General features: G+C 71.1%; 17 protein-coding genes and 1 pseudogene. 6 read left to right on the top strand and 12 right to left on the bottom strand.

The features are described 5' to 3' along the window. Nucleotides 1-4: 4 nt before the first annotated feature. Nucleotides 5-1,015: an aldo/keto reductase gene (locus AB0A90_RS33825; RefSeq protein ID WP_357255904.1), complete on the bottom strand. Its 1,011-nt coding sequence runs from the start codon at nucleotides 1,013-1,015 to the stop codon at nucleotides 5-7. A gap of 114 nt (nucleotides 1,016-1,129) precedes the next feature. Here AB0A90_RS33825 and AB0A90_RS33820 point away from each other — a divergent pair, with 114 nt between their 5' ends. Beyond that, entirely contained in the window at nucleotides 1,130-1,738 is a 609-nt protein-coding gene (locus tag AB0A90_RS33820; protein ID WP_357255902.1) for a TetR-like C-terminal domain-containing protein, read from the top strand. A gap of 9 nt (nucleotides 1,739-1,747) precedes the next feature. On the opposite strand, the gene AB0A90_RS33815 is transcribed toward AB0A90_RS33820, so the two are convergent. Both AB0A90_RS33815 and AB0A90_RS33810 read right to left on the bottom strand, forming a co-directional pair. After that, the gene (locus AB0A90_RS33815) at nucleotides 1,748-2,377 is read right to left on the bottom strand and encodes a VOC family protein (protein WP_357255900.1); all 630 of its coding nucleotides are present in this window, start codon (nucleotides 2,375-2,377) and stop codon (nucleotides 1,748-1,750) included. Between the two features lie 132 nt (nucleotides 2,378-2,509). Next, nucleotides 2,510-2,989: a MarR family transcriptional regulator gene (locus AB0A90_RS33810; RefSeq protein ID WP_357255898.1), complete on the bottom strand. Its 480-nt coding sequence runs from the start codon at nucleotides 2,987-2,989 to the stop codon at nucleotides 2,510-2,512. 88 nt (nucleotides 2,990-3,077) lie between these two features. Between AB0A90_RS33810 and AB0A90_RS33805 the strand changes: the two genes are divergently transcribed. After that, nucleotides 3,078-3,923: an NAD(P)H-binding protein gene (locus AB0A90_RS33805; protein ID WP_357255896.1), complete on the top strand. Its 846-nt coding sequence runs from the start codon at nucleotides 3,078-3,080 to the stop codon at nucleotides 3,921-3,923. 69 nt (nucleotides 3,924-3,992) lie between these two features. Here AB0A90_RS33805 and AB0A90_RS33800 read toward each other — a convergent pair whose 3' ends face one another. Further along, entirely contained in the window at nucleotides 3,993-4,877 is an 885-nt protein-coding gene (locus tag AB0A90_RS33800) for a pyridoxal-phosphate dependent enzyme (protein ID WP_357255894.1), read from the bottom strand. A 227-nt stretch (nucleotides 4,878-5,104) separates the two neighbouring features. Between AB0A90_RS33800 and AB0A90_RS33795 the strand changes: the two genes are divergently transcribed. Together AB0A90_RS33795 and AB0A90_RS33790 are read left to right on the top strand one after the other, a co-directional pair. Continuing rightward, entirely contained in the window at nucleotides 5,105-7,903 is a 2,799-nt protein-coding gene (locus tag AB0A90_RS33795) for a BTAD domain-containing putative transcriptional regulator (protein WP_357255892.1), read from the top strand. 69 nt (nucleotides 7,904-7,972) lie between these two features. Continuing rightward, the gene (locus tag AB0A90_RS33790) at nucleotides 7,973-9,553 is read left to right on the top strand and encodes an alpha/beta hydrolase (protein ID WP_357255891.1); all 1,581 of its coding nucleotides are present in this window, start codon (nucleotides 7,973-7,975) and stop codon (nucleotides 9,551-9,553) included. 111 nt (nucleotides 9,554-9,664) lie between these two features. Here the strand turns inward: AB0A90_RS33790 and AB0A90_RS33785 are convergent, their stop codons facing one another. Beyond that, nucleotides 9,665-10,831: a hypothetical protein gene (locus AB0A90_RS33785; protein ID WP_357255889.1), complete on the bottom strand. Its 1,167-nt coding sequence runs from the start codon at nucleotides 10,829-10,831 to the stop codon at nucleotides 9,665-9,667. Further along, the gene (locus AB0A90_RS33780; protein WP_357255887.1) at nucleotides 10,828-11,340 is read right to left on the bottom strand and encodes a SigE family RNA polymerase sigma factor; all 513 of its coding nucleotides are present in this window, start codon (nucleotides 11,338-11,340) and stop codon (nucleotides 10,828-10,830) included. Before AB0A90_RS33780 ends, AB0A90_RS33785 begins: the two co-directional genes overlap by 4 nt. A 206-nt stretch (nucleotides 11,341-11,546) precedes the next feature. On the opposite strand from AB0A90_RS33780, the gene AB0A90_RS33775 reads away from it, so the two are divergent. After that, nucleotides 11,547-12,476 carry a hypothetical protein gene (locus AB0A90_RS33775; RefSeq protein WP_357255885.1) on the top strand — a complete coding sequence of 310 codons (930 nt, stop codon included), beginning with the start codon at nucleotides 11,547-11,549 and terminating at the stop codon, nucleotides 12,474-12,476. A 61-nt stretch (nucleotides 12,477-12,537) separates the two neighbouring features. Here AB0A90_RS33775 and AB0A90_RS33770 read toward each other — a convergent pair whose 3' ends face one another. The 6 genes from AB0A90_RS33770 to AB0A90_RS33745 all read right to left on the bottom strand — a co-directional run bounded on the left by AB0A90_RS33770 (nucleotide 12,538) and on the right by AB0A90_RS33745 (nucleotide 21,012). Next, entirely contained in the window at nucleotides 12,538-14,265 is a 1,728-nt protein-coding gene (locus AB0A90_RS33770; protein ID WP_357255883.1) for an IlvD/Edd family dehydratase, read from the bottom strand. Nucleotides 14,266-14,306: 41 nt separating this feature from the next. Continuing rightward, the gene (locus AB0A90_RS33765) at nucleotides 14,307-15,191 is read right to left on the bottom strand and encodes a carbohydrate ABC transporter permease (RefSeq protein ID WP_357255881.1); all 885 of its coding nucleotides are present in this window, start codon (nucleotides 15,189-15,191) and stop codon (nucleotides 14,307-14,309) included. Next, the gene (locus tag AB0A90_RS33760) at nucleotides 15,191-16,132 is read right to left on the bottom strand and encodes a sugar ABC transporter permease (protein WP_357255879.1); all 942 of its coding nucleotides are present in this window, start codon (nucleotides 16,130-16,132) and stop codon (nucleotides 15,191-15,193) included. The genes AB0A90_RS33765 and AB0A90_RS33760 overlap by 1 nt, the downstream gene beginning before the upstream one ends. Before the next feature lie 78 nt (nucleotides 16,133-16,210). Continuing rightward, entirely contained in the window at nucleotides 16,211-17,551 is a 1,341-nt protein-coding gene (locus AB0A90_RS33755; RefSeq protein ID WP_357255877.1) for an extracellular solute-binding protein, read from the bottom strand. A 102-nt stretch (nucleotides 17,552-17,653) separates the two neighbouring features. Beyond that, on the bottom strand, nucleotides 17,654-19,837 hold the full coding sequence (locus AB0A90_RS33750) for an alpha/beta hydrolase-fold protein (protein WP_357255875.1): 2,184 nt from the start codon (nucleotides 19,835-19,837) through the stop codon (nucleotides 17,654-17,656). A gap of 152 nt (nucleotides 19,838-19,989) precedes the next feature. Next, complete coding sequence (locus AB0A90_RS33745; RefSeq protein ID WP_357255873.1) at nucleotides 19,990-21,012, bottom strand: LacI family DNA-binding transcriptional regulator; 1,023 nt, start codon at nucleotides 21,010-21,012, stop codon at nucleotides 19,990-19,992. 687 nt (nucleotides 21,013-21,699) lie between these two features. Here AB0A90_RS33745 and AB0A90_RS33740 point away from each other — a divergent pair. Next, a pseudogene (locus AB0A90_RS33740) lies at nucleotides 21,700-22,061 on the top strand (hypothetical protein); the annotation flags it as partial.

The following is a 22,061-nucleotide window of genomic DNA, read 5'->3' as shown; positions in this document are numbered from 1 at the left end:
GCCGTCACTTCTCGCTGTCGAGCAGGTCCATCATCGGGGCCGCGTACCGCTGACCGGAGGCGGCACCGGCCGGCACGGCGCGCTCGATCTCGTCCAGTGCCTCCCGGTCCAACACCAGGTCGGCCGCGGCCAGCGACTCGGTCAGCCGGTCCCGCCGCCGCGCGCCGACAAGCGGCACGATCTGCTCGCCCTGCGCCGCCACCCAGGCGATCGCCACCTGGCTCGTGGTGGCCCCCAGCCGCTGCGCGACCCGGCTCAGCGCGTCTACGAGCCGCAGGTTGGCGGCCAGGTGCTCACCCTGGAACCGAGGGCTGTTCGCCCGGAAGTCCGTGCCGGTCAGCTCACGGTCCGCCGACCAGTGCCCGCTCAGCAGACCACGGGACAGCACCCCGTAGGCGGTCAAGCCGATGCCCAACTCGCGCAGGGCCGGCAGGATCGCGGCCTCGGGGCCACGGGACAGCAGCGAGTACTCGATCTGGACGTCGCTGATCGGCGCGACGGCCGCCGCCCGGCGGATGGTGTCCGCGCCCACCTCGGAGAGCCCGATGTGCCGGATGTAGCCGGCCTGCTGCATCTCCAGCAGCGCGCCCACGGTCTCCTCGACCGGCACCTGCGGGTTCAGCCGGGAGGGCCGGTAGATGTCGATGTGGTCGGTGCCCAACCGGCGCAGCGAGTACGCCAACCGGTCCTTCACCGCCGCCGCCGACACGTCGTACGGTGCCGCCTGGAACGCGCCGTCCGGTGTGCGGCGCGCACCGAACTTCACGCTGAGCACGACCTCGTCCCGACGGCGCTCACGCAACACCCGACCGATCAGCATCTCGTTGTGGCCGGAGCCGTAGAAGTCCCCGGTGTCGACCAGGTTCACGCCGGCGTCGATGGCCGCGTGCAGCGTCGCCACGCTCTCCGCCTCGTCGGACGGGCCGTACAGGTCCGACATGCCCATCGCGCCCAGCCCGATGATCGACACCTCCGGTCCGGAGGCACCCAGCCGTCGTCGTGGTAGAGCCGTCATGGTCCTCGTCTCCTTCGGTCGGGTCGCGGCGCGTTCCGAGATCGGGCACCGCTGTGTACGCTGTGTCCATATAACCACCCCGTAGACACGCTGTCCATATAACCGGGAGGACCCGTGGCCCAGCTCACGCCGGACGCCCACACCCCGCCGCGCCGTGGTCGCGGCCGTCGCCCCGCCGATCAGGTACGCGCGGAGATCCTCACGGCAGCCGGCGCCCTCCTGCTGGCCGAGGGCATGGCCGGCTTCACCATCGAGAAGGTCGCGGCCCAGGCGGGGGCCAGCCGCATGACGATCTACAAGTGGTGGCCGTCCCGGGGGGCGCTCGCCCTGGACGGCTACTTCACCGTCGTCGCCCCCACGTTGGCCTTCCCCGACACCGCCGACATCGTCGCCGACCTGACCAACCAGCTCGTCGCCTTCGTCCACCTCGTCCGGGACACCTCTGCCGGGCGGGTCATCAGCCAACTCATCGGCCAGGCGCAGACCGACCCGGAACTGGCCGCCGCCTACCGGGAGCGCTACTCCGGCCCCCGTCGCGCGCTCGCCGTGGAGACCCTCACCAGAGCCATGGCCCGCGGGCAGCTCCGCGCCGACATCGACCCGGAATCCGTCGTCGACCAGCTCTGGGGCGCCTGCTACCACCGGCTGCTGATCCCCGACCTGCCGCTGACCGAGGACTTTGCCCGCACCCTCGTCGACAACCTCGTACGCGGGCTGCGCTGACGGCGCGGCTCACTCGGGCGGCTCGGCCCCCGACTGCTCGCTCACCAGGTACGCCGCGTACCAGTCGGGCCAGTTGTCGTCATGCTCGCCCGTCCGCTTCTCGTGCTCACCGTGCGCGGCGGCCGCACGCCGGAGCGCGCTCGCCAGGTCGCTCGTGGAGCCGAACGACGTGCGGCCTCCCTCGATGCGTCCGGGAAGCCTGGTCGTGATCTCTTGCAGCAGCCAGGTGTTGCCGTCCGGGTCGCGCAGCGTGGCGCGCGAGAAGTAGCTGCGCCGCTGCGGGTCCGGCCCGTCGACCGGACCGTCCGGGCTGACGTGGAAGACGTCGCCGACCTCGACACCGGCCGCGACGAGGGCGTCGTGGGCCGCCTCGATGTCGGACACGATCAGGTACGCCATGGCCGAGCCGGGGGCCGCCGACGTGAGCCCGGGCCCGAACTGCACCGAGCAGTCGGAGCCGTGCGGCGTGAGCTGGACGATGCCGGGCGGTGTCTGGTCGAGGCGCCATCCCAGCCGCAGGTAGAACGCCTTCGCCCGGTCGACGTCCGACACCGGGATGACAATCACCTCCAGCTTCACGTCGACGCTCTCGATGCTCGACCTGCCGCTCGCATCACCCTGGGCGCTCTTCGGGCTCATCACCGCCCCCTCTCGATCCGCCGATCGCCGAAACCGCGTGCCGGATGCCGCCTTCCCGGCATCGGCCGGACGACACCCTGGCGGCCCGGCGCACCCCGAGGAGCGCGGGGTCCGGGTGTTCGCGCCGCCGGCTCAGCCCTCGGTGTCGTGGCCGGTCGCCGGCAGGCTCGCCACGGCGTGGCCCAGCGCGTCTCGGAAGTCCCGGTACCGGTCGGGACCGAGCGTGTCGGCGAGTTTCTGCTCGATCAGTTGCACGAAACCGTCGGAGATCTCCATCAACCGGCGACCCCGGTCCGTCGGCACGATCAGCTTTGCCCGGCGGTCCGCCGGGTCGGGCGTACGCCGGACGTAGCCCAGCCGCTCCAACTCGTCGAGGATCGCGCCCATCGTCTGCTTGTTGCGGCCGGCCAGCCGGGCCAGTTCGCCGGGGCGGGTGCCCTCGGCGTCCAGGTACGCGAGGACCGCGCCGTGGCGGGGGCGGACGTCGTCGAACCCGTGCTCCGCCGAGTGTCGGAAGATCTCCCGCTGCACCCGTGCGGAGAGCTGCACGGCCAGGATCCCGAGGTCGGGGTCCTGCTCCTTCAGTGTGCTGCGTTTCATAACGTAGTCCAATCATTGGACGGTACAAGTTTTGGACTATATCGTCGCTGGCGGCGACCGATGGCCCGACCACGGTTTCGCCCCCACCGAGAGGACGACCATGACCATTCTGATAACCGGGGCAAACGGCACCGTGTCGAGGGAGGTGCTGCGCGAACTCGCCGGCCGCCAGCCGGTACGCGCCCTCGTCCGGGACGTCTCGCGCGCACCCCGCCTCGACGGTGTCGAGTACGTCGTCGGCGACCTGGACCGCCCCACCACACTGACCCCGGCGTTCGAGGGGGTCACGACGCTGTGGCTGCTGACGCCGATGGGTCCGCTGGCCCCGAGCCAGAGCATGAACGCGGTGTGGGCCGCCCGCCAGGCCGGCGTGCGGCACATCGTCCGACTCTCCGCGATCGGTGCCGCGCACGATGCGCCCACCCGCAACGGTCGGCTGCACGCGCTCTCCGACGCGGAGGTGCAGGACTCCGGGATCCCCTGGACGATCCTGCGACCGAGCTACTTCATGCAGAACCTGCTCGGCGCCAAGGCCGGTGAGCACCTCTACGGGCTCTTCGGCGACGCGCGGGTCGGGGTGATCGACGCCCGGGACATCGCCGCCGCGGGGGCAGCGATCCTCGCCGCCCCGCAGCGGCACGAGGGCATGATCTACACGCCGACCGGGCCGGAGAGCATCACCCTGGACCAGGCCGCCGAGGACATCACTCGTACCCTCGGGCAGCCCGTCACGTACGTACCGCAGAACCCGGAACAGACGCGCGACAGTCTGCTCCAGGCGGGCCTCGACACGTGGTCGGCCGAGGTTCTCACCGAGTACCGGGTCGCCTACGGCTCCGGGTGGGGCGACTTCACCAACGACCACGTCGCCCGGATCGTCGGCCGGCAGCCGCGGACCTTCGCCGAGTTCGCCCACGACCACCGCGCGCACTTCGCCAACGCCTGACCGGCGAGCGGTGCCCTTCGGTGCGGTCTCGCCGAAGGGCACCGCGCGGGGCTTCCGCCAGTCGACGCCCTACAGGTCGGGGTGACCGAAGAGTCCCGGCAGTCCCCCGGTGTGCAGGAAGACGACCTTGTCGCCGTGCGGGAAGCTGCCGGCCAGCAGCCCCGCCATCGCCCGGCCGGTGTACGTCGGGTCCAGGAAGACGCCCTCCTCGCGCGCGGTCGTCTCCAGCGCCGCCCGGGCGCCGTCGGTCAGCGTGCGGTACCCGGCGCCCACCTGGGAGCCGTCGATCCGCAGCGCGTCCGGCTCGACCTCGCCGTCGAGCAGCCCGGCGACTGTCGTACGAGGGTCCGGCAGGGCACCGACATCCACGCCGATCACCCGCGCGGCACCCAGCTCCCGCACCAGCCCGGCCATCGTGCCACCGGAGCCGAGCGCCACCACCACGTCGGTCCCGTCGACGTCCGGCACCTGTGCCCGCAACTCCCGGCCGCCGTTCACGTAACCCTGGACCGACGCGGGCGAGGTGCCGCCGAACGGGATCACCCAGGCGGATCGCCTCTCCGCCTCGGCCGCCACCACCTCGGCGAGCGGGCCGTCCCCGCCCCAGACGACCTCCGCACCGGCGAGCCCGTCGAGGAGCAGATTGCCACGCCGCTTCGCCGCAGGCGGGCCGGCGAGCACCAGCACACAGGCGAGACCGAGCCGCGCGGCGGCGGCCGCGGTGAGCCGGGCGTGGTTGCTCTGCGGCGCGCCCGAGGTGATGACCGTGGTGGCGCCGGCGGCGATCGCCTGGGCGCAGGTGTACTCCAACTTGCGGATCTTGTTGCCGCCTCCGCCGAGGCCGTTGAGGTCGTCACGCTTGAACCAGAGCTCGGCCAGCCCCAGCCGCGCCGCGAGCCGAGGCGCAGGCTCCAACGGTGTCGGCCACGTGCCGAGGGAAACGGGAGTGATCACCCCTGCAGCTAAGCACGCCACTGCTCGCTACATGAGGAGCTTCGCCTCCATGGGGGCAGCGACGTGTCGATCTTCTGCACCGCATCGACCTCGCCAGTCTCGGGCCGCGCCCTGAGGACAATCCACACGCGAGCCAGCCCGGACCGCCGCGATCGAGGCGGCCGGCGATGGACCGCCGTCAGGCCGTACGGTGGGGTGATGGCCCGCGGTCACGGGGGAGGTCAGCCATGCGGTACCACCTGCTCGGGCCGGTCGAGGTTCGCTCCTCCGCCGGGGATCTGCTGACGCTCGGCACGCCGATGCAGGTACGCCTGCTGGCCGTCCTGATGTCGCAGCCGGGCAGCGCGTGGACCATCGACCAGCTCGTCGACGAGCTGTGGCAGGGACGCCCGCCGAAGACGGCAGCAGGCAACGTGAAGACCTACGTCTGGGCGCTACGCCGGGCGCTGCGGTCCCCCGGCGCGCCGGAGCCCACCATCCTCGCCGGAGCCACCGGTTATCGTCTCGTCCTCGATGGGCAGACGGTGGACAGTCTGACCTTCGACGACCTGGCGCAGCGCGGCTATCACGCGTTGCGCCAGGACCGCTGCGCGGATGCCCTGCGGGCGTTCGAGGCGGCGCTGGCGCTGTGGCGGGGCGAGCCGTTCGCGGGACTGCCTGGCGCGGGGGTGTTGCTCTCGGTCCGGACCAGGCTCCAGGAACAGCGGTCGAGTCTGCTGGAGGAGGTCGCGGACCTCCATCTCCGCGCCGGGCGGCACAACGAGCTGATCGAGCCGCTCCGGACCCGGATCGACGGGGATCCACTGCGCGAGCGTCCCTGGGGGCAGCTCATGGTGGCCCTGGCCCAGGCCGGACGGCGGGCGGACGCGCTGGCGACGTACCGGCAGGTGCGTCGGGTCCTGGCCGAGGAGGTGGGGGTCGAGCCCGGCGCCGACCTGCAACGGTTGCACACCAGCATCCTGCGGGCCGACCGGGAGGTGTCGACATCCGGGGCACGGCCGCCGGAGGGGCAGCCAGCACGGATGGTTCCCCGGCAGTTGCCCGCCCCACCGACGTTGTTCACCGGCCGGACCAGCGAGCTGGCCCGACTCACGACGCTGCTGCTCGACGACACCGAATCGGCCGGCACCGTCGTCGTCACCGGCACCGGCGGCGTCGGAAAGACCTGGCTGGCGTTGCGCTGGGCACACGACAGCCTGCACCACTATCCGGACGGGCAGCTCCACGTCGACCTGGGCGGTTTCGGCACGGCGACACGGGAGGCGGCACCGTCCGCCGTCGTCGTGCGATCGCTGTTGCCCGCTCTGGGCGTCAAACCCCTGGAGATACCCGCCGAACCGGCGGCCCAGTTCGCCCTGTACCGGAGCCTGACCGCGGACCGACGGCTGCTCGTGCTGCTCGACAACGCGCGCGACGCCGAACAGGTCCGGCCGCTGCTGCCCGGGTCCCGCCGATGTGGCGTGATCGTGACGAGTCGCCACACGCTGCCGGGCCTGGTCGCCGCCGAGGGCGCCCACACCGTCGCACTGGATCTGCCCAGCGCCGCCGAAGCACGCCAGTTGCTCGTGCGCCGGCTCGGTGCGCGGGCCACCGCCCAGCCGGCCGCGGTGGACGAGTTGGTCAGCCGTACCGCGCGGTTGCCCCTCGCGTTGTCCATCGTGGCGGCGCGGGCCGCCGCCCGACCCGCGTTCCCCCTCCAGGCCATCGCGGACGATCTGGCCGCACCCAGGGGCGGTCTCGCGGCCCTGGCCACCGACGACGCCGCCACCGACCTGCGGACGGTGCTCTCCTGGTCGTACCGTCTGCTCAGTCCGGACGCGGCCCGACTGTTCCGGCAGATCAGCCTGCACCCGACGGCCGACCTCGGCGCGGCGGCGGCGGCCAGCCTCGCCGGGGCACCGCCACACCAGATCCGGCCGGCCCTCGACGAGTTGACCCGGGCCAACCTGCTGACCGAGCAGTCCCCCAGCCGCTTCCGCTGTCACGACCTGCTCCGGGCCTACGGAGAGGAACTGACGGAGAGCCACGACTCCGCGGCCGCCCGGAGAGCCGCCCGCAAGCGCGTGTTCGACCACTATCTGCGGGCCGTCCGTGCCGCGGCGAGGCTCGTCGACGCCGGCCACCAGCCGACCGATCCGCTGCCCCCGCCCACCGACGCGGCACCGCCGACGTTCGCCGACCACCGGGCCGCACTGGCCTGGTTCACCATCGAACAGGGGGTGCTGCTGGCCGCCGTCGACGACGCGGTCGCCCACCGCTTCGACGCCCACGCCGGGCAGCTCGCCCAGGCCCTCACTCCCCTGCTCAGCCGGTTGTCGCGGTGGCACGACCTGAGCGCCGTGCAGGCCGTCGCGGTCGCGGCCGCCCGACGCCGCGGTGAGCCGGGGGCCGAGGCGGTGGCACACCGGGACCTCGCGCTGGCACACCTCCAGCTCCGCCGGTACGGTGCCGCCCGCCGGCACCTGCGCAGCGCGATGACGCGGTACGAGACGGTCGGTGACCGGCCGGGCCAGGCGAGCATCCACCTGCACCTCGCCTGGGTGTACGACATCGAGGGCAACCCGCGCGACGCGCTGCCGCACGCCGAGGCGGCGCTGGCGCTGTTCCGCGGCAGCGACGACGCGCGCGGCGCGGCGGACGCGCTCAACGCGATCGGGTGGGGTCACGCCCGCCTGGACGAGCACGTCCGGGCCATCGCCTACTGTGAGCAGGCACTGGCACTCCATGCCGAGGTCCACAACCGGGTGGGCGAGGCCCAGACCTGGGACAGCCTTGGCTTCGCCCATCAGGGTCTCGGGGCGCACCCGACGGCGGTGGACTGCTATCGACGCGCCCTCGCGCTGTATTCCGACGCTCAGGACCAGTGCGGACGGGCCGAGACACTCGTCCGGCTCGGGGACAGCCACCGGGCGGTGGGCGAGCACGACACGTCGAAGGACCTCTGGGGACAGGCGTTGGCGATCTTCGACCGGATCGGTCATCCACTGGCCGGTGAGTTGTCCGAGCGGTTGGCGACCACGCGCTGAGCGTGCCCCGTACGCCGCGTCCGGACCGACATGGATCCGGCATGGACCGGTCGTCGGCAGGCTGGGCGCATGCTGACCATGAAGAGACCCACTCTCGGGCGCCGCGGCGGGGCCGACCGGCGACGCCTGCCGCTCGTCCTTCGCCTTCCGGCCGCCGTCGCCGTCCTCGTCGCCCTGTCACTGAACGCCCCACCGGCGCTCGCGGTCACCCCGCCGGCGTCGTCCGCCGGCACCGGGCCGGCCACCGGTTCGGTCGTCGGGAACACCACCGGCGGATGGAACGGCCGCATCGACTGGCGGGCGTGCGCGGACCAGGCCGACGATCCGGGTACACGGTGCGGCACCCTGCGCCTGCCTGTCGACTGGGCCCGGCCGAGCGGGGAGACCTTCGAGCTGGCCCTGGCCCGACGTCCCGCCGCCGACCCGGCCGCCCGTATCGGTGTCCTGGTCTTCAACCCCGGCGGCCCCGGCCTGTCCGGGGTGGACGTGGCGCTGACGGCCGCCAGCCAGCTCGGACCGGACGTGCTGCGCCGCTTCGACATCGTCGGCTTCGACCCCCGGGGTACGGTGCGTAGCGCACCGGTGCGCTGCTCATCAGCGTTGCTGGCCCAACACCCCGCCCTGACACCCACCACCGCGGCGGAGTTCGAACGCCTCCGCGCCTACAACCGCCAGTTGCGCGCAGACTGCCGCGCGCAGAGCGGCCCCCTGTTCGACCACCTCGACAGTGTGAGCGTCGCGCGTGACACGGATGCGATCCGGGCGGCACTCGGCGAGCGGCAGCTCAGCTTCTACGAGTGGTCCTACGGCACCCTGATCGGGCAGGCCTACGCCGAGCTGTTCCCCGATCGCGTCCGCGCACTGGCCATGGACAGCGTGATGGACCACAGCCAGGGGGTCCGGGGATACTTCCGCAGTGGGGCGGCCAGTAACGAGGCCCTGTTCCACGAGTTCGTGAGCTGGTGCCAGCGGACCCCGAGCTGTGCGCTGCACGGACGCGACGTGCCGGCGCTGTACGACAGCCTGACGCGCCGCGCCGATGCCGGCACGCTTGTCGACGCGGGCACCGGCGAAACGCTCACCTGGTTCGAGCTGGGGTTCGCGACATTCGTCAACTTCTTCGACGCGACCTGGGCCGACCTCGCGAACATGCTCCTCGCGTTGGAGCGGGGTGAGCCCGCCTCACTCGCGTCCCCGATGGTCCCGGTCGACAGCGGCGTGAACCTGACCGAGTACGCGCTACCCGCGTTCTGTCAGGACTGGTCGCTGCCGGTCGACGACTTCGCCGAGTGGAACCGGTATCTGAAGCTGTCCCGCGACGCGGCGCCGCACCTGCGGGCCTCCCCGCTGGCCATCCGCTTCGCCGCGATCTGCCTGGGCTGGACGGCGGTCAACCCGCAACATCAGCTGCGGGTGCGGACGAGCACCCCGATCCTGCTGCTCAACGGTCGCTACGATCCGGCCACCCCGTACGACGGGGCGCAGGGGGTGGCGCGCCAACTCGGCACAAATGGTCGCCTTCTCACCTACGAGGGGTCGGGCCACGCCAGCTATCCACGCACGGAGTGCACCCGCGGGAACGTCGACAGGTACCTCATCTATCGCGCCCTGCCGCCGGTCGGCGCGAGCTGTCCGGCCGCCCCGGCCTGACCTGTCGTGTCATCTGGGCGAGTGCCGACACTGTGACACCGGGTTCGGCGCCGAGGCTGACGGCCTCGGCGCCGACCCGGTGTTCGTCGGGGCGGGTCGGTGGCGCGGACCTCAGGTGCAGCGCCACACCAGTGGCCGGCGCTTCTGGTTCTCGTAGACGGCACCGACCACGGTCCGGCCGTCGTCGCTGATCCCGTTGGCCGAGTACGTGCCCGCCTCGGTCGACCGGACCTCCGGCAGACCCGGCAACCGACGGGACGTGCCGTCCACTGCGACGATCAACGGCGCGCCGTCGTCGACCAGCAGGTCGCCGTTTCCGGCGATCCCGCTCGCGGACGGGTACGGCAGCAAGATCGCCGCCCCGGTCGTCAGGTTCCATCGCACCGGCAGCATCTGCACGGTCCCGCCCCGCGCGGCACCGGGGACCATGCCGATCGCCCAGTTGCCGTGTGCCGAGTCGACCGAGGCGTGCGGGTAGCCGTCCGGCACCGCCAACTTGGCTCCGGTGCCCTGGGGCGTCCACCGGTAGGGCAGGTCGCCCATCGTGCCGAGGACAGTGCCGTCCTCGGTGATCCCGGTCGCTGCGGACCCCGTTCGGCCGAGGAAACGGTACTGCTGCGGGCGGTCCACAGACCACAGCACGGCACGGGGTGTGTCGTCGGCTTTGCGGGCGGTGCCGGCGATGTCGCCCCGACCGTTGACCGCGTACACCAGGACCGCGTCGTAGCCGGGCGGGGTGGTCAGGAATCGCAGGGTCCCACCCCGGTAGACCCAGCCGGTGCCGTCGCCGTTGGTGCCGACCACGTACCCGCCGGCGTTGACCGCGGCCCCGTGCCGGGCGGCGGCCGGCAGGACCGTTCCCCGGCCGTCGGTCCACAGCACGACCCGCCCGTCCTCGTTCCCGGTGCCGATGTCACCGACGATGTGCCGCCCGGTGGGGTCGACACCGGTCGCCACCGCGACCGAACCACGAGTCGGCTGCGGCAGCAGGGCCACCGCACAGGTGAGCGATCTGGCCGGCGCGGTCGACACGGACGCGGTCGGCGACGCCGCGATGGCCGGTGGGACCGGGGCGGGCTCGTCGGCGATCCCGCCGACCTGGACGGCGCCCACCGCGCCGAGCCCGGCCAGCATCGTCACCGTGGCGATTCCGCCGACCCGGCGGCGCCGGCGGCGACGCCGGCCGTCGCGGATCGCGCGGTCCAGGTCGACGCGCGGCTCGGGGACCGGCGCCGATCGCAGCAGTGCGGCGATCCGCTGGTCGTCCACCATGGTCATGTCGAGTTCCTTCCGGCCATCTCGGCGACGTCGAGCACCTGGCGGATCGCCGCCAGCGCCCGAGCCGTCTGCGACTTCACGTTGCCTTCGGAGCAGCCCATCGCGGCGGCGGTGTCGGCGAGCGACAGGTCGCACAGGAAGCGCAGGACCAGCACGGTGCGCTGGCCGCGGGGCAGGTGGGCGAGCGCGGCTACCAGGCCGTGCCGCTCGGCGATCTCGTCGTGCGGCAGGACCGGGCGCTCCGGCTCGGGCGTCGACCCCGACAACCGGACCTTCGACCAGCCCAACCGCTTCTCGTCGACGAGCTTGTGGACGAGCATCCGGTGCACGTACGCGTCGACGTTGTTGGCCCGGCTGACCTTGCGCCAGTGCACGTACAGCGCCGTGATCGTCTGCTGCACCACGTCGTCCGCCAAATGGGCGTCGCCGCACATCAGGAACGCGGTCCGATGCAGGCTCGGCAGTCGCGCGGAGACGTACTCCACGAACTCCCGCTCGGCATCCATCATTGAGGCTCCCTCCTCTGCCCACTCGACGGGTCCGGACGACCGTCGGGTTGCGTCCGGGCCGAGGTTCGGCGGAATGCCAGGTCAGCGCCGGTGACCGTAGCAGCGCGTGCGGCCGTCGGCGTCCGGCGCAGCTCCCTCCGGCGAGGGAGCACCCCTCCCCTGTCGGCGGGGTCCGCCCGAGCCGGGGCAGCGGGAGGATCGGACGCATGGCGACATCTATCACCCGCAGGGCGGGCCACGGTCTGACGTACGCGGTGCTCGGCTGGGCCGTGGCATACGGGGGCGTGCGTCTGGCGTGGACCGTCGGCGAGGCCCCGGAGTTCCGGCAGTTCGGATCGGACCTGGTGGGGTTCACCGGTTGGTGGTCGGTGGCGCTGTGTCTGGCCGCGGCTGTGCTGGCCGTTGCGCTGGACCGGGTGTCGACGTGGCGGCCGGTGCTCGCGGGGGTCGCCTGGGCGGTCACCGGGGCGCTGGTCGCGGCCGCCGCGATCCTGCTGCCGGAGCTTGTGGGCTTCCTGCTGTTCGTGGTCAGCCCGCACTTCGACCCGACGGCGTTCGTCAGCCGGCTGGGTTGTGTGACCGGAGCGGCCCTGCTCGGCCTGGCCACCGCCCGCTATCAGCGGCGCACCCGGGGCGACTGCCCGGAGTGCTGCCGGACCGGGCGACCCGGTCACCGCCGCGCGGTCCCCGCGCGCTGGGCACGCTGGGCCGCGTACGTCGCGGTGGCCGGCCTCGTGACGCGCTTCGCGGCACAGGGCGTGGTGGGGTTCGACAGCCTCATCCAGGACCCCTCCGTGATCGGGCTGGAGGTCGGCCTGCTGCTGGCGGGAGCGCTGTTGCCGTTGGCGCTCGTCCACCACTGGGGTGAGGTCTGGCCGGGGTGGGTGCCGCTGCTCGCCGGCCGCCCGATCCCTCGCCTGCTGTTGCTGGTGCCCGGCTTCGGGCTCGGGGCGGGCATCGTGGCGTACTTCGGCATGGGGCTCGTGCAGTTGGTGTCCGGATCGGTCAGCGAGTTCTCCGACACGTTCCTCTGGGTGGCGATGTCGGCGTACTGGGTCCTGGGGCTCGGGCTCCTCGCGGCGTCAAGCGACTACCACCTGCGTACCCGCCGGGCGTGCGGGGCCTGCGGGCGCTGACGGGAGCCCCAGCCGTGCGCTGGGGCTCCCGCCCGGTGCCCGGTTCGTGGTGGGCGCACGGTCAGTGCGAGTGCCGGGGTACGGCGCTGCCGCTGCCGCCGACCAGGAAGTCGAGGTCCGCTCCCTGGTCGGCCTGGAGAACGTGCTCGCTGTACAGGCGTGTCCATCCCCGGTCGGCCGTCCGCGGTGGCGGCTGCCAGGCGGCGCGGCGTTGGGTGAGTGCCGCGTCGTCGACCAGCAGGTCCAGACGCCGCGTCGGGACGTCGACGCGGACCAGGTCGCCGGTGCGCACCAGCGCGAGCGGGCCCCCCACGGCGGCCTCCGGGGCCACGTGCAGGACACAGGTGCCGTACCCGGTGCCGCTCATCCGGGCGTCGGAGATCCGCACCATGTCGGTGATGCCGGCGGCGAGCAGCCGTCGTGGCATGGGCACGTTGCCCACCTCCGGGAAGCCGGGATAGCCCCGGGGGCCGGCGTTGCGCACCACGATCACCGTGTCCGGGGTGACGTCGAGGTCCGGATCGTCGGCGGCGACGACGTAGTCCTCGATCCGGTCGAAGACGAGCGCCGGCCCGGTGTGTCGCAGGAGGTGCGCGGAGGCGGCGGAGACCTTCAGCACGGCCCCGGACGGCGCGAGTGACCCGCGGAGCACCACGGTGCCCGAGCCGGCGGGTTGGAACGGCTCGGCAAGGGTGCCGATGACCTGCCGGTTCCAGCACTGCACGCCGCTGATGTTGTCGGCGACGCTCTTGCCGCTGACGGTGACGTGCTCCATGTTGAGCAGGGCGGCGATCTCGTTCATCACCGCCGGCACGCCGCCCGCGTAGGCGAAGTCCTCCATCAGGTACGCCCCGGACGGCATCAGGTTGACGAGCATGGGCACCTCGGCGGTGAGGGTGTCGAAGTCCTCCAGGGACAGCGGGACGCCCAGGCGTCCGGCGATCGCCAGCAGGTGGACGACGGCGTTCGTGGACCCGCCGATCGCGGCGTTGACCCGGATGGCGTTCTCGAACGCCTCCCGGGTCAGCACCGTGGACAGCCGCTGGTCCTGCGCGACCATGGCGACGATCCGGCGGCCGGCGGCCTGCGCGAGCGCGTACCGGCGCGAGTCGACAGCCGGCACGGCGGCCGCTCCCGGCAGTTGCACGCCCAGTGCCTCGGTCACGCAGGCCATCGTGGAGGCGGTGCCCATGGTCATGCAGTGGCCCCGGCTGCGGGACATGCCGACCTCGGCCTCCGCGCAGTCGGCCGCGGTCATCCGGCCGGCGCGCTGCTCCTCGGTGAAGCGCCAGACGACGGTGCCCGACCCGATGTCCTGGCCCCGGAACTTGCCGTTCAGCATCGGTCCGCCGGTGATCATCAAGGTGGGGAGGTCGACGCTCGCCGCGCCCATCAGCAGGCCGGGGGTGGTCTTGTCACAGCCGGAGAGCAGCACCACCCCGTCGAGGGGGTTGGCGCGGACCGACTCCTCCAACTCCATGGCCAGCAGGTTGCGGTAGAGCATGGTCGTGGGTCGCATCAGGGGCTCGCCCAGGCTCATGGCGGGGAACTCCAGTGGCAGGCCGCCGCTCTCCCACACCCCCCGCTTCACCGATTCGGCCAGGTCCCGCAGGTGGGCGTTGCAGGGTGTCAGCTCCGACCAGGTGGTGGCGATGCCGATCACCGGACGACCGTCGAAGACGTCGTCCGCGAAACCCTGGTTGCGCATCCAGGAACGGTGGATGAACCCGTTGCGGCCCTCCGCGCCGAACCACTGCCCGCTGCGCAGCGGACGATCCGTCGTCGACATCAGCACACCTCTCTGTCATCCGGCGATCAAGGGGGTGGCACCTACCGGAGGCCGCCGACGGACAGCCCGCCGCGCCAGTGCCGTTGCAGGCTGAAGAACGCGATGACCAGTGGGATCACCGACACGAGCGAGCCCAGGATGATGAGGCTCCACAGCGAGGTGCCTCCCGAGTTGTTCGCCGAGGCGATGCCCTGCCAGAGGCCGAGGCCGACGGTCACCGGAAAGAGCCGGTTGTCGGAGAGCATGGCCAGCGGCAGGAAGTAGTTGTTCCAGGACGCCACGGCGGACAGCAGGAGCACGGTGACCACCGCGGGGCGCATCAGCGGGAGGGCGATCTGGAGGAAGGTACGCACCTCGCCCGCGCCGTCGACACGTGCCGCGTCCAGCAGCTCGTCGGGCACGGCGTCGCGCGCGTAGACGTGCATCAGGTAGACGCCGAACGGATTGAGCAGCGACGGGAGGATCACCGCCCAGACCGTGTTGGTCAGGCCGAGCCGGGAGAACATGATGAAGGTCGGGATGACCAGGGCGGTGGCGGGCACCATCAACGCGCCGAGCACGACGGCGAAGCTGAAGCGCCGGGCGGCGAACCGGTACTTGGCGAAGCCGTAGCCGGCCATCACCGACAGGACCGTGGCGCCGATTCCGCCGGCTATCGCGTACAACGTGGAGTTGAGGATCCACCGCAGGTAGATGCCCCCGTCGTAGGTGAACAGCTGCCGGAGGTTGCCGACGTAGTCGATCTGGTCGGAGAACCACAGGGTGTTGCCCCCGCCGAACAGCCCCGGTGCGTCCTTGGAGCTGTTGACGATCACCCACCAGAACGGTACGAGGAAGTAGATCACCATGAAGCCGAGGAGGATCTGCAGCGGCAGATAGCGTTGCGGTCGACGGGGACCCGCGCTGACGCTCGTGCGATTGGCCATCAGAGGAAGCTCCTCCGCTTGCGGGTGAAGAACAGGAATGCGTACACGCAGATGAACACGATGCCGCCGAGGGCGAACGAGATCGCCGATCCGTAGTTGAAGTTGGCGAGGGCGAACGCCTGCTGGTACGCGTACATGTTGGGGGTGAAGTCCGTCCCGATCGTGCCGGCGGCGAGATACCGCAGGATCTGCGGTTCGTTGAAGAACTGCAGGGTGCCGATGAGTGCGAAGACCAGGATGAGGATCAGCGCGGGCGCGATCAGTGGGATCTTGATCCGTAGCGCGACCTGCCACCGTCCGGCGCCGTCCATCCGGGCGGCCTCGTAGAGCGTGGGGTCGACGCCCTGCAACGCCGCGTACAGGATGATCATGTAGTAGCCGACCCACTGCCAGGTGACGACGTTCAGCAGGCCGTAGAAGATCAGGTTGCTGCTCAGGAAGTCGGGTGCCGTCGCCCCGAACAACCCGAAGATGTCGGTGAGCGGGCCGAAGCCCTTGCTGTAGAGGAACCCCCACATCACCGCCCCGATCACCGTGGGGATCGCGTACGGCAGGAAGATCATGAGGCGGGAGAAGCGCGCGAACAGGGACGTCACCGCGTCCAGGATGAGCGCCATCGCCAACGCGATGGCGATCTGCACCGGGATGGCGACGAGGGAGAACCGGAGAACGAACCACGCCCCGGACAGGAAGCTCGGGTCGGTGAACGCCTTCACGTAGTTGTCGAAGAGGACGAAGCTGGTGCCGCCGATCAGCTTCTTCTGGAAGAGACTGAGGTACAACGCGTAGCCCAGCGGCGCGATGAGGAACGCCAGGAAGACGACCGCGAACGGCCCGACGAAGAGCCACCCCATCAGGTGCTCGCGGAGGTGCACCTTGCCACGGGTCTTGCGCTTCTCGGTGCGGGTACGCGGTGTGCGCTGCTCGGTCAGGAGTGTCATCTGTGGTCTCCGGGACGTGGACGCTGCGGGATCGTGGGTGGGCCGGCCGTCGAGCGGCGGCACGGCCCACCCATCCGGTCACTGGACGGTGAAGCCCTGCTCCTTGGCGTACTTCGCCACGTCCTCCTGGATCCTGTCGGCGGCCTGCGCACCGGTGGCGGAGCCCTTGATGATCTCGCTGATCTGCTTGGTCATCGCGTCGAGGTAGAACTGGCCGAACGGGGCGTAGGCGACGCCCTTGTAGGCGTTGGCGGCGGGGACGTAGACCTCCTTGTTCGCCTGCTGGCCGTCGAAGAACGCCACCTTCAGGTCGATGAACGCGGGATCGTTGAGCGCCGTCAGGTTGAGCGGGAAAATGATCTGGTTGGTCCAGCCGTCGGTCAGCGACTCCTTGTCGGCGTAGAGCCCGTAGGCGACCTTCGCCGCCAGCTCCGGCTTCTTCGCCTGCTTGGTCACCGAGAAGGCCGACCCACCCCAGTTGACCTGCACCGGGTTGTTCGCATCCCACTGCGGCAGCGGCGCCACCGCGAACTTGCCGGTGTCCTGGCCCTTACCGACACCCGCGCCGGTGAGATAACCGGGTGCCCAGGCCGCCGAGATGTACGTCGCGTAGTTGCCGTTGATCACGCCGGAGATGTACTCCGGGGTGAACTGGTCCTGCGTCCCGACCAGGCCCTTCTTGGCGAGGCCGCCCCAGTAGTCGAGCACGTCCTTGGACGGCTGGTCGTTGAGTTTCACGCCGATGGACTTCGGCTGCGCCGGATCGAAGGTGAACGGGGACGCGCCCTTCTGGATCTGGAGCGCCATCATGACCGCCGGGACGTTCGCGCCGAGGTCCCCGAACAGCGGGCCACCCGCGTCCTTGACCTTCTGCGCGGCCTGCTCGTACTCGGCCCAGGTCTTCGGCGGGGTGATCTTGTACTTGTCGAAGATGTCCTTGCGGTAGATCATGCCCATCGGGCCACCGTCGACCGGGACCCCGTAGACCGCGTCGCCGACCGACACGTCCTTCCAGGCGCCGTCGCTGTAGTTGGCCTTGACCGCGTCGTAGCCGTACTTCTTGATGTCGATGAGCGCGCCCTGGATCTGGAAGGTCGGGATCCGGTCCGCCTCGACCATGATCACGTCGGGCGCGCCGGTGCCCGCCGAGATGGCCGTCTGGAACTTGTCGTACTCGTCGCCGCCCTGCCCGACGTTGGTCCAGCAGACCTGCACGTCGTCGTGCTGCTTGTTGAAGTTGTCGACGACGAGTTGGGTGTTGGGGTACCAGCCCCACATCGTCACGACCGGCACGTCCTTCTTGGTGATGGTGTTCGTGCAGTTGCTCGCGTCGCTTCCCCCCTCGTCGGAGGAACAGCCGACGAGCCCGGCCCCGGCCGCGAGCATGGTCACCGTGGCGAGTATTCGTATCGTCTTCATTGACGGTCTTCCCTTCGGGGATCGCGGTGCGACAGTTTCCTGCTCGGCGGGCGCCACCAGGGCAGGAAGGCCTGCCCCGGTGTCGCCGCCGTGGACGTGCTCCTAGCGCTTGAACAGGCGCGGCGCCAGGTCGACGAGGTTCTTCTGCCACACGTCCCAGCCATGCGGCCCGGGGGTCACCCCGTCGAACTCGTAGCGGATACCGAGGTTGTCCAGCGTGGTCAGCGATGCCATGAAGCTCGGGTACACGAAGTCGGTCCGGTCGCCGACGTACAGGCGCAGCATCTTCGTCCCGCTGTTGATCGCCTCGACGTCGACACCGGTGCCGCTGCCGAACCCGGCCGAGAGCGCCGCGACGTAGGCGAACTCACCCGGGTACGCCCGCAACACCCCCAGTGCCTGCCCGCCGCCCATCGACAGGCCGGCGATTGCCTGCTGGGACGACTCGCCGGAGATGTGGTAGCGGGCGCGGGCCGTCGGCACGATGTTCTCCAACAACTCCCGGTTGAAGTTCGACGAGTTGCCGTTGCCCATCACGACGACCATGGGCGTGAGGTCACCGTCGAGGAACTGGTGGTCGAGGATCTGCTTGGCGCGTCCCATCTCGACCCAGTCGGTGTGGTTCTGGCCACCGCCGTGCTGGAGGTAGAGGACGGGGTACGGCTGTGCCCGGCCCGGGTCGTACCCGGGTGGCGTCCACACCAGAGCCGTGCGGTCCTGGCCGGCCACGGTGCTGGGATAGGTCATGCTCTCGACGGTCCCGCCCCGCCCGGCGGGGACGTCCGTCAGCAGGCGGGCACCCGGCCCGGGGATGAGGAAGGTGCTCCACGTCGGTTCCGTGGTCACCGTCGTCGGGTTCGAGGTGTCCTTGACCGCGACCCGGTCCACGATCAGCCGGTAGTAGTAGAACCAGGGCTTCAGCGGACCCACGGTCGCCCGCCACCGGTCACCGTCGCGGGTCAGCGGCACGCGCAACCAACTGCCGCCCGGCGCGATGTTCGCCCATACCGTGACGTGCTGTGCGTCCGTGAAGTTCGTGGTCGTCTCGAACGTGACGAACCCGTCCTCGGTGACGAACGGCGTCGGGGTGGTGCCGGCCGGCGGCGGAACGAACTCCCCCCGCAGCGGCCGGTGACCGGGGCTCGGCCCGTGGTCCGACACGTGCTGGAACAGTCGCGGCGCGAAGTCGACGAGGTTCTCCTGCCAGGTGGTCCAGTTCGCGCCGCCGTCCGGGTTGACCCCGTCGACCTCGAACCTGACCTCGGCCCGGTCCAACGCCTTCATCAATCGGTAGGTGGGGTTGTACGCGGGATCCGTCTGGTTTCCCGTGTAGAGGCGCAACACCTTCACGGTGCGGTTGACCGTCCTGGCGTCCTTCCGGTCGACCTGCGGGACCGACCGACCCGAGAACCAGCCCACGTAGCCGAACTGACCCGGCTTGGCCAACGCGGCCTGGACCGCCGCCGTCGCGCCGCCGGACACACCCGCGATCGCCTGGTGCGCCGGATCACGAAGGACCCGGTAGCTGTCGGTGACCGCCTTCCGGAGGTCCTTCAGCTCCCTGCCGTCCGCGCCGTTGGCATCGTTGATCACGACCACCATCGGCCTGATGGCGCCGGCGGCCGAGAGGTTGTCGAGGATCTGCTTGGATCGGCCGAGGTCGAGCCAGTCGCTGGCCTTCGCGGCATCGCCCGACTGCAGGTAGAGCACCGGGTAGCCCTTCGGTCCCTTGGCCGCGTACCCCGGTGGCGTCCACACCAGGGCCGACCGCTGCCCGCTCCGGGTGCGGTAGTTCAGGGTCTCGACCGTGCCGCCGGTGCCCGTCGGTGCGTCTGCCAACCACCGCGCCGAGTCACCGGGGACGAGGAAGGTGCTCAGGAGCGGATTGGACGCCACAGTCGTGCTGTTCGTCGGATCCTTGAGGCTCTTGGTGTCGTCGGCGGTGACCTGGTAGTGGTAGAGCCCCGGCGTGAGCGGGCCGAGGATGCCCGACCACACGTCGCCGCGCCGGGTCAGCCCGAACTCCGCCCAGGCCGCGGAGGGGCCGAGGTTGCCCTCGACGACGACCTGCGAGACCGAGCCCAGGTGCTCCTGGACGTACGCGGCCGGCACGGTGAACGAGGCGTAGCGATCCGGGGAGACATCCAGCCACGGTGTCTCCGCCGCCGCGGCCGGTTGCGGCGCGAACAGGACGGCCGCGGCCGCCATGACTCCGGCGGTGAACACCGCCGAGAGTCGACGCACGCCCGATCGGCGTACGGGCCAGTGGTTCGTTGCGGTTGTCACGCTCCACTCCTTTCCTGCGCCGGCAGCGGACGCGACCCGCCGGGCCGGCTCAACTCATCGGCGAAGCTCGCCGTGGGTCTGCGCGTGCACACCTCCTTCGCGGCTCTGCCCCGGGCGGACCTGACGGGGTCGCCCGCTGCGGCGGACATGGGTCACGGTCGTGCCGCGCTTCGTGGTGGCGCGCTCGACCCACGGACGACGAGGTCTGTCGGCAGCACGACCTGGCGTGGCCCCTCCCACTCGCCGGTCACCAGCGCCTTCAACATGCGCGCGGCCTCGTAGCCGAGTTGGTACATCGACTGGTCCACAGTGGTCAGACCCGGCCGGGTCAACGCCGACTCCGGGATGTTGTCGAACCCGACGACGGACAGGTCCCCGGGGACCGCGAGCCCCAGCTCCGCGGCGACCTCCAGCACCTTCAGGGCCATCCCGTCGCTCGCCGCGAAGATCGCCGTCGGCGGGTCCGCACGTTGCAACAGCGCGCGTGCCAACGGCGTCGCCGACTCGGGGTTGAAGTCTCCTTCGCCGATCAGCGTCGGGTCGACCGGGAGGCCTGCGTCGGTGAGCGCCGCCCGGTAGCCCTCCTCCCGCGACCACGCCGCGGCCAGGCTGGCGCGGCCCGCGATGAACCCGATGCGCCGGTGGCCCAGGCCCAGCAGGTGCTCGACCGCCGTGGTGGCGCCCGCGAGGTTGTCGGCCGTCACCGAATGCGCCGTCGAGCCGCGCACCGGGTCGATGGCCACGATCGGTGTCCGGCTCTGGACCTCACCCCAGGGTGTGACGACGATGCAGCCGTCGGTGAGGGTGCCCGACAGGCGGGCGACGTGCCGCTTCTCCCAGCCCTCCGAATACGACCCGTAGAGGTCGCTGTTGGCGTAGATGATCAGATCGAAGCCCGAGCGGCTCAGCGCCTTCATCGCTCCCTTGAGCACCTCGGCCGTGTACGACTGGAAGCTGTGCGTCACGAGGCCCAGGACGTTGGTGCGGCTGCGCCGGAGGCTGGTGGCCACCAGACTCGACTCGTAGCCGAGCTGGTCGATGGCCGAGCGGACCTGAGCAATGGTGCGGGCACTGACGCCGTAGTGCCCGTTGACCACGCGCGAGACGGTGGCGGTGGAAACACCGGCGACCCGCGCGACATCACTCATTGTGGCCGGCGCATTGACCTCAATCATGCCGCTCCCTCTGGACTGCAATCGTTATCGGTTACGTTTCCAGGGTGTTGCCAACGTAACCGACCGGGGTTACGAGCACAAGACCTCCGCGTCTCCCGCGACGCCTGGTAGAACGTCCTACCAGGACAGTCGGGCAGCCTCGGTGAGTCAGTGGGACGGCCACGGAATTGTGAACGGAGGCGGCTCTCGGCGCGGACGGGATGTGCGAGTTTCTGCGGTTGCGCAGACCGAAAGAACGGGGCGCAAGGCCACCGACATTGCATTCCCCACCGCAGCAGGGAATTGCGGTCCCCGATAACGGGTCCGGTGCGCCGCACCCGCGCGCCACGTTCGGCCACGCGTCACCGGCCGGGCGGCGTCCGCCCGGATCGCCCACATTGACCGCGGGCAACTGTTCCCTACCGTAAACGTAATCGGTAACGTTTACATAGATCAAGAACGTAGTCCACCGCCCCCGCGGTGTCCAGACCGCACACGGACCCCACCACCCCTCGGTCCCGCGCGCCGGCAGCGCTCTCGGCGTCGGGACCTCGCACGAAGGGAGCCCGTCCTGAACCCCCACCTCGACAAGGCGCCGATGCACCTGACCGGCGCCGGATGCCCACTCCCCCACCGCTACCGGATGCCCGCCCGGCCCCGGCCGGACCGGCTGGCCGGGATCGGGCCGGCGGTCACCGGGGAGGCGTCGTGAACACCGCCCGCCTGAGCCTGGACCCGCGTCGGCGCGTGGCGCCGGTGTCGCGCCGGCTCTTCGGCTCGTTCGTGGAACACCTGGGTCGCTGTGTCTACACCGGCATCTACGAGCCGGGGCACCCGACGGCCGACGCCGACGGCTTCCGGCGCGACGTGCTGGCGCTCGTCCGGGAGCTGGGCGTGACCACGGTCCGCTACCCGGGTGGCAACTTCGTCTCCTCCTACCGGTGGGAGGACGGGGTCGGGGGGGGGGGGGGGGGGGGGGCCGCCGGCGCCGCCGCCCCCCCCCGCGCCGGGGGCGCCGCCCGGACGGGGAGCGGGGTGTGGTGGGGGGGAGAGGGGCGCGCGCCCACCGA

Source organism: Micromonospora sp. NPDC049204 (assembly GCF_040647935.1).
Classification (GTDB): domain Bacteria; phylum Actinomycetota; class Actinomycetes; order Mycobacteriales; family Micromonosporaceae; genus Micromonospora.
The sequence above is the reverse complement of the archived record's forward strand: the minus strand, read 5'-3'. Positions and strand labels throughout refer to the sequence as shown.

What these genes read in the sequence shown, in the direction of transcription:
- AB0A90_RS33825 (WP_357255904.1), bottom strand. Translation starts at nt 1,015, where the DNA reads ATGACGGCTCTACCACGACGACGGCTGGGTGCCTCCGGACCGGAGGTG.
- AB0A90_RS33815 (WP_357255900.1), bottom strand. Translation starts at nt 2,377, where the DNA reads ATGAGCCCGAAGAGCGCCCAGGGTGATGCGAGCGGCAGGTCGAGCATC.
- AB0A90_RS33805 (WP_357255896.1), top strand. Translation starts at nt 3,078, where the DNA reads ATGACCATTCTGATAACCGGGGCAAACGGCACCGTGTCGAGGGAGGTG.
- AB0A90_RS33795 (WP_357255892.1), top strand. Translation starts at nt 5,105, where the DNA reads ATGCGGTACCACCTGCTCGGGCCGGTCGAGGTTCGCTCCTCCGCCGGG.
- AB0A90_RS33790 (WP_357255891.1), top strand. Translation starts at nt 7,973, where the DNA reads ATGCTGACCATGAAGAGACCCACTCTCGGGCGCCGCGGCGGGGCCGAC.
- AB0A90_RS33785 (WP_357255889.1), bottom strand. Translation starts at nt 10,831, where the DNA reads ATGACCATGGTGGACGACCAGCGGATCGCCGCACTGCTGCGATCGGCG.
- AB0A90_RS33780 (WP_357255887.1), bottom strand. Translation starts at nt 11,340, where the DNA reads ATGATGGATGCCGAGCGGGAGTTCGTGGAGTACGTCTCCGCGCGACTG.
- AB0A90_RS33775 (WP_357255885.1), top strand. Translation starts at nt 11,547, where the DNA reads ATGGCGACATCTATCACCCGCAGGGCGGGCCACGGTCTGACGTACGCG.
- AB0A90_RS33770 (WP_357255883.1), bottom strand. Translation starts at nt 14,265, where the DNA reads ATGTCGACGACGGATCGTCCGCTGCGCAGCGGGCAGTGGTTCGGCGCG.
- AB0A90_RS33765 (WP_357255881.1), bottom strand. Translation starts at nt 15,191, where the DNA reads ATGGCCAATCGCACGAGCGTCAGCGCGGGTCCCCGTCGACCGCAACGC.
- AB0A90_RS33760 (WP_357255879.1), bottom strand. Translation starts at nt 16,132, where the DNA reads ATGACACTCCTGACCGAGCAGCGCACACCGCGTACCCGCACCGAGAAG.
- AB0A90_RS33755 (WP_357255877.1), bottom strand. Translation starts at nt 17,551, where the DNA reads ATGAAGACGATACGAATACTCGCCACGGTGACCATGCTCGCGGCCGGG.
- AB0A90_RS33745 (WP_357255873.1), bottom strand. Translation starts at nt 21,012, where the DNA reads ATGATTGAGGTCAATGCGCCGGCCACAATGAGTGATGTCGCGCGGGTC.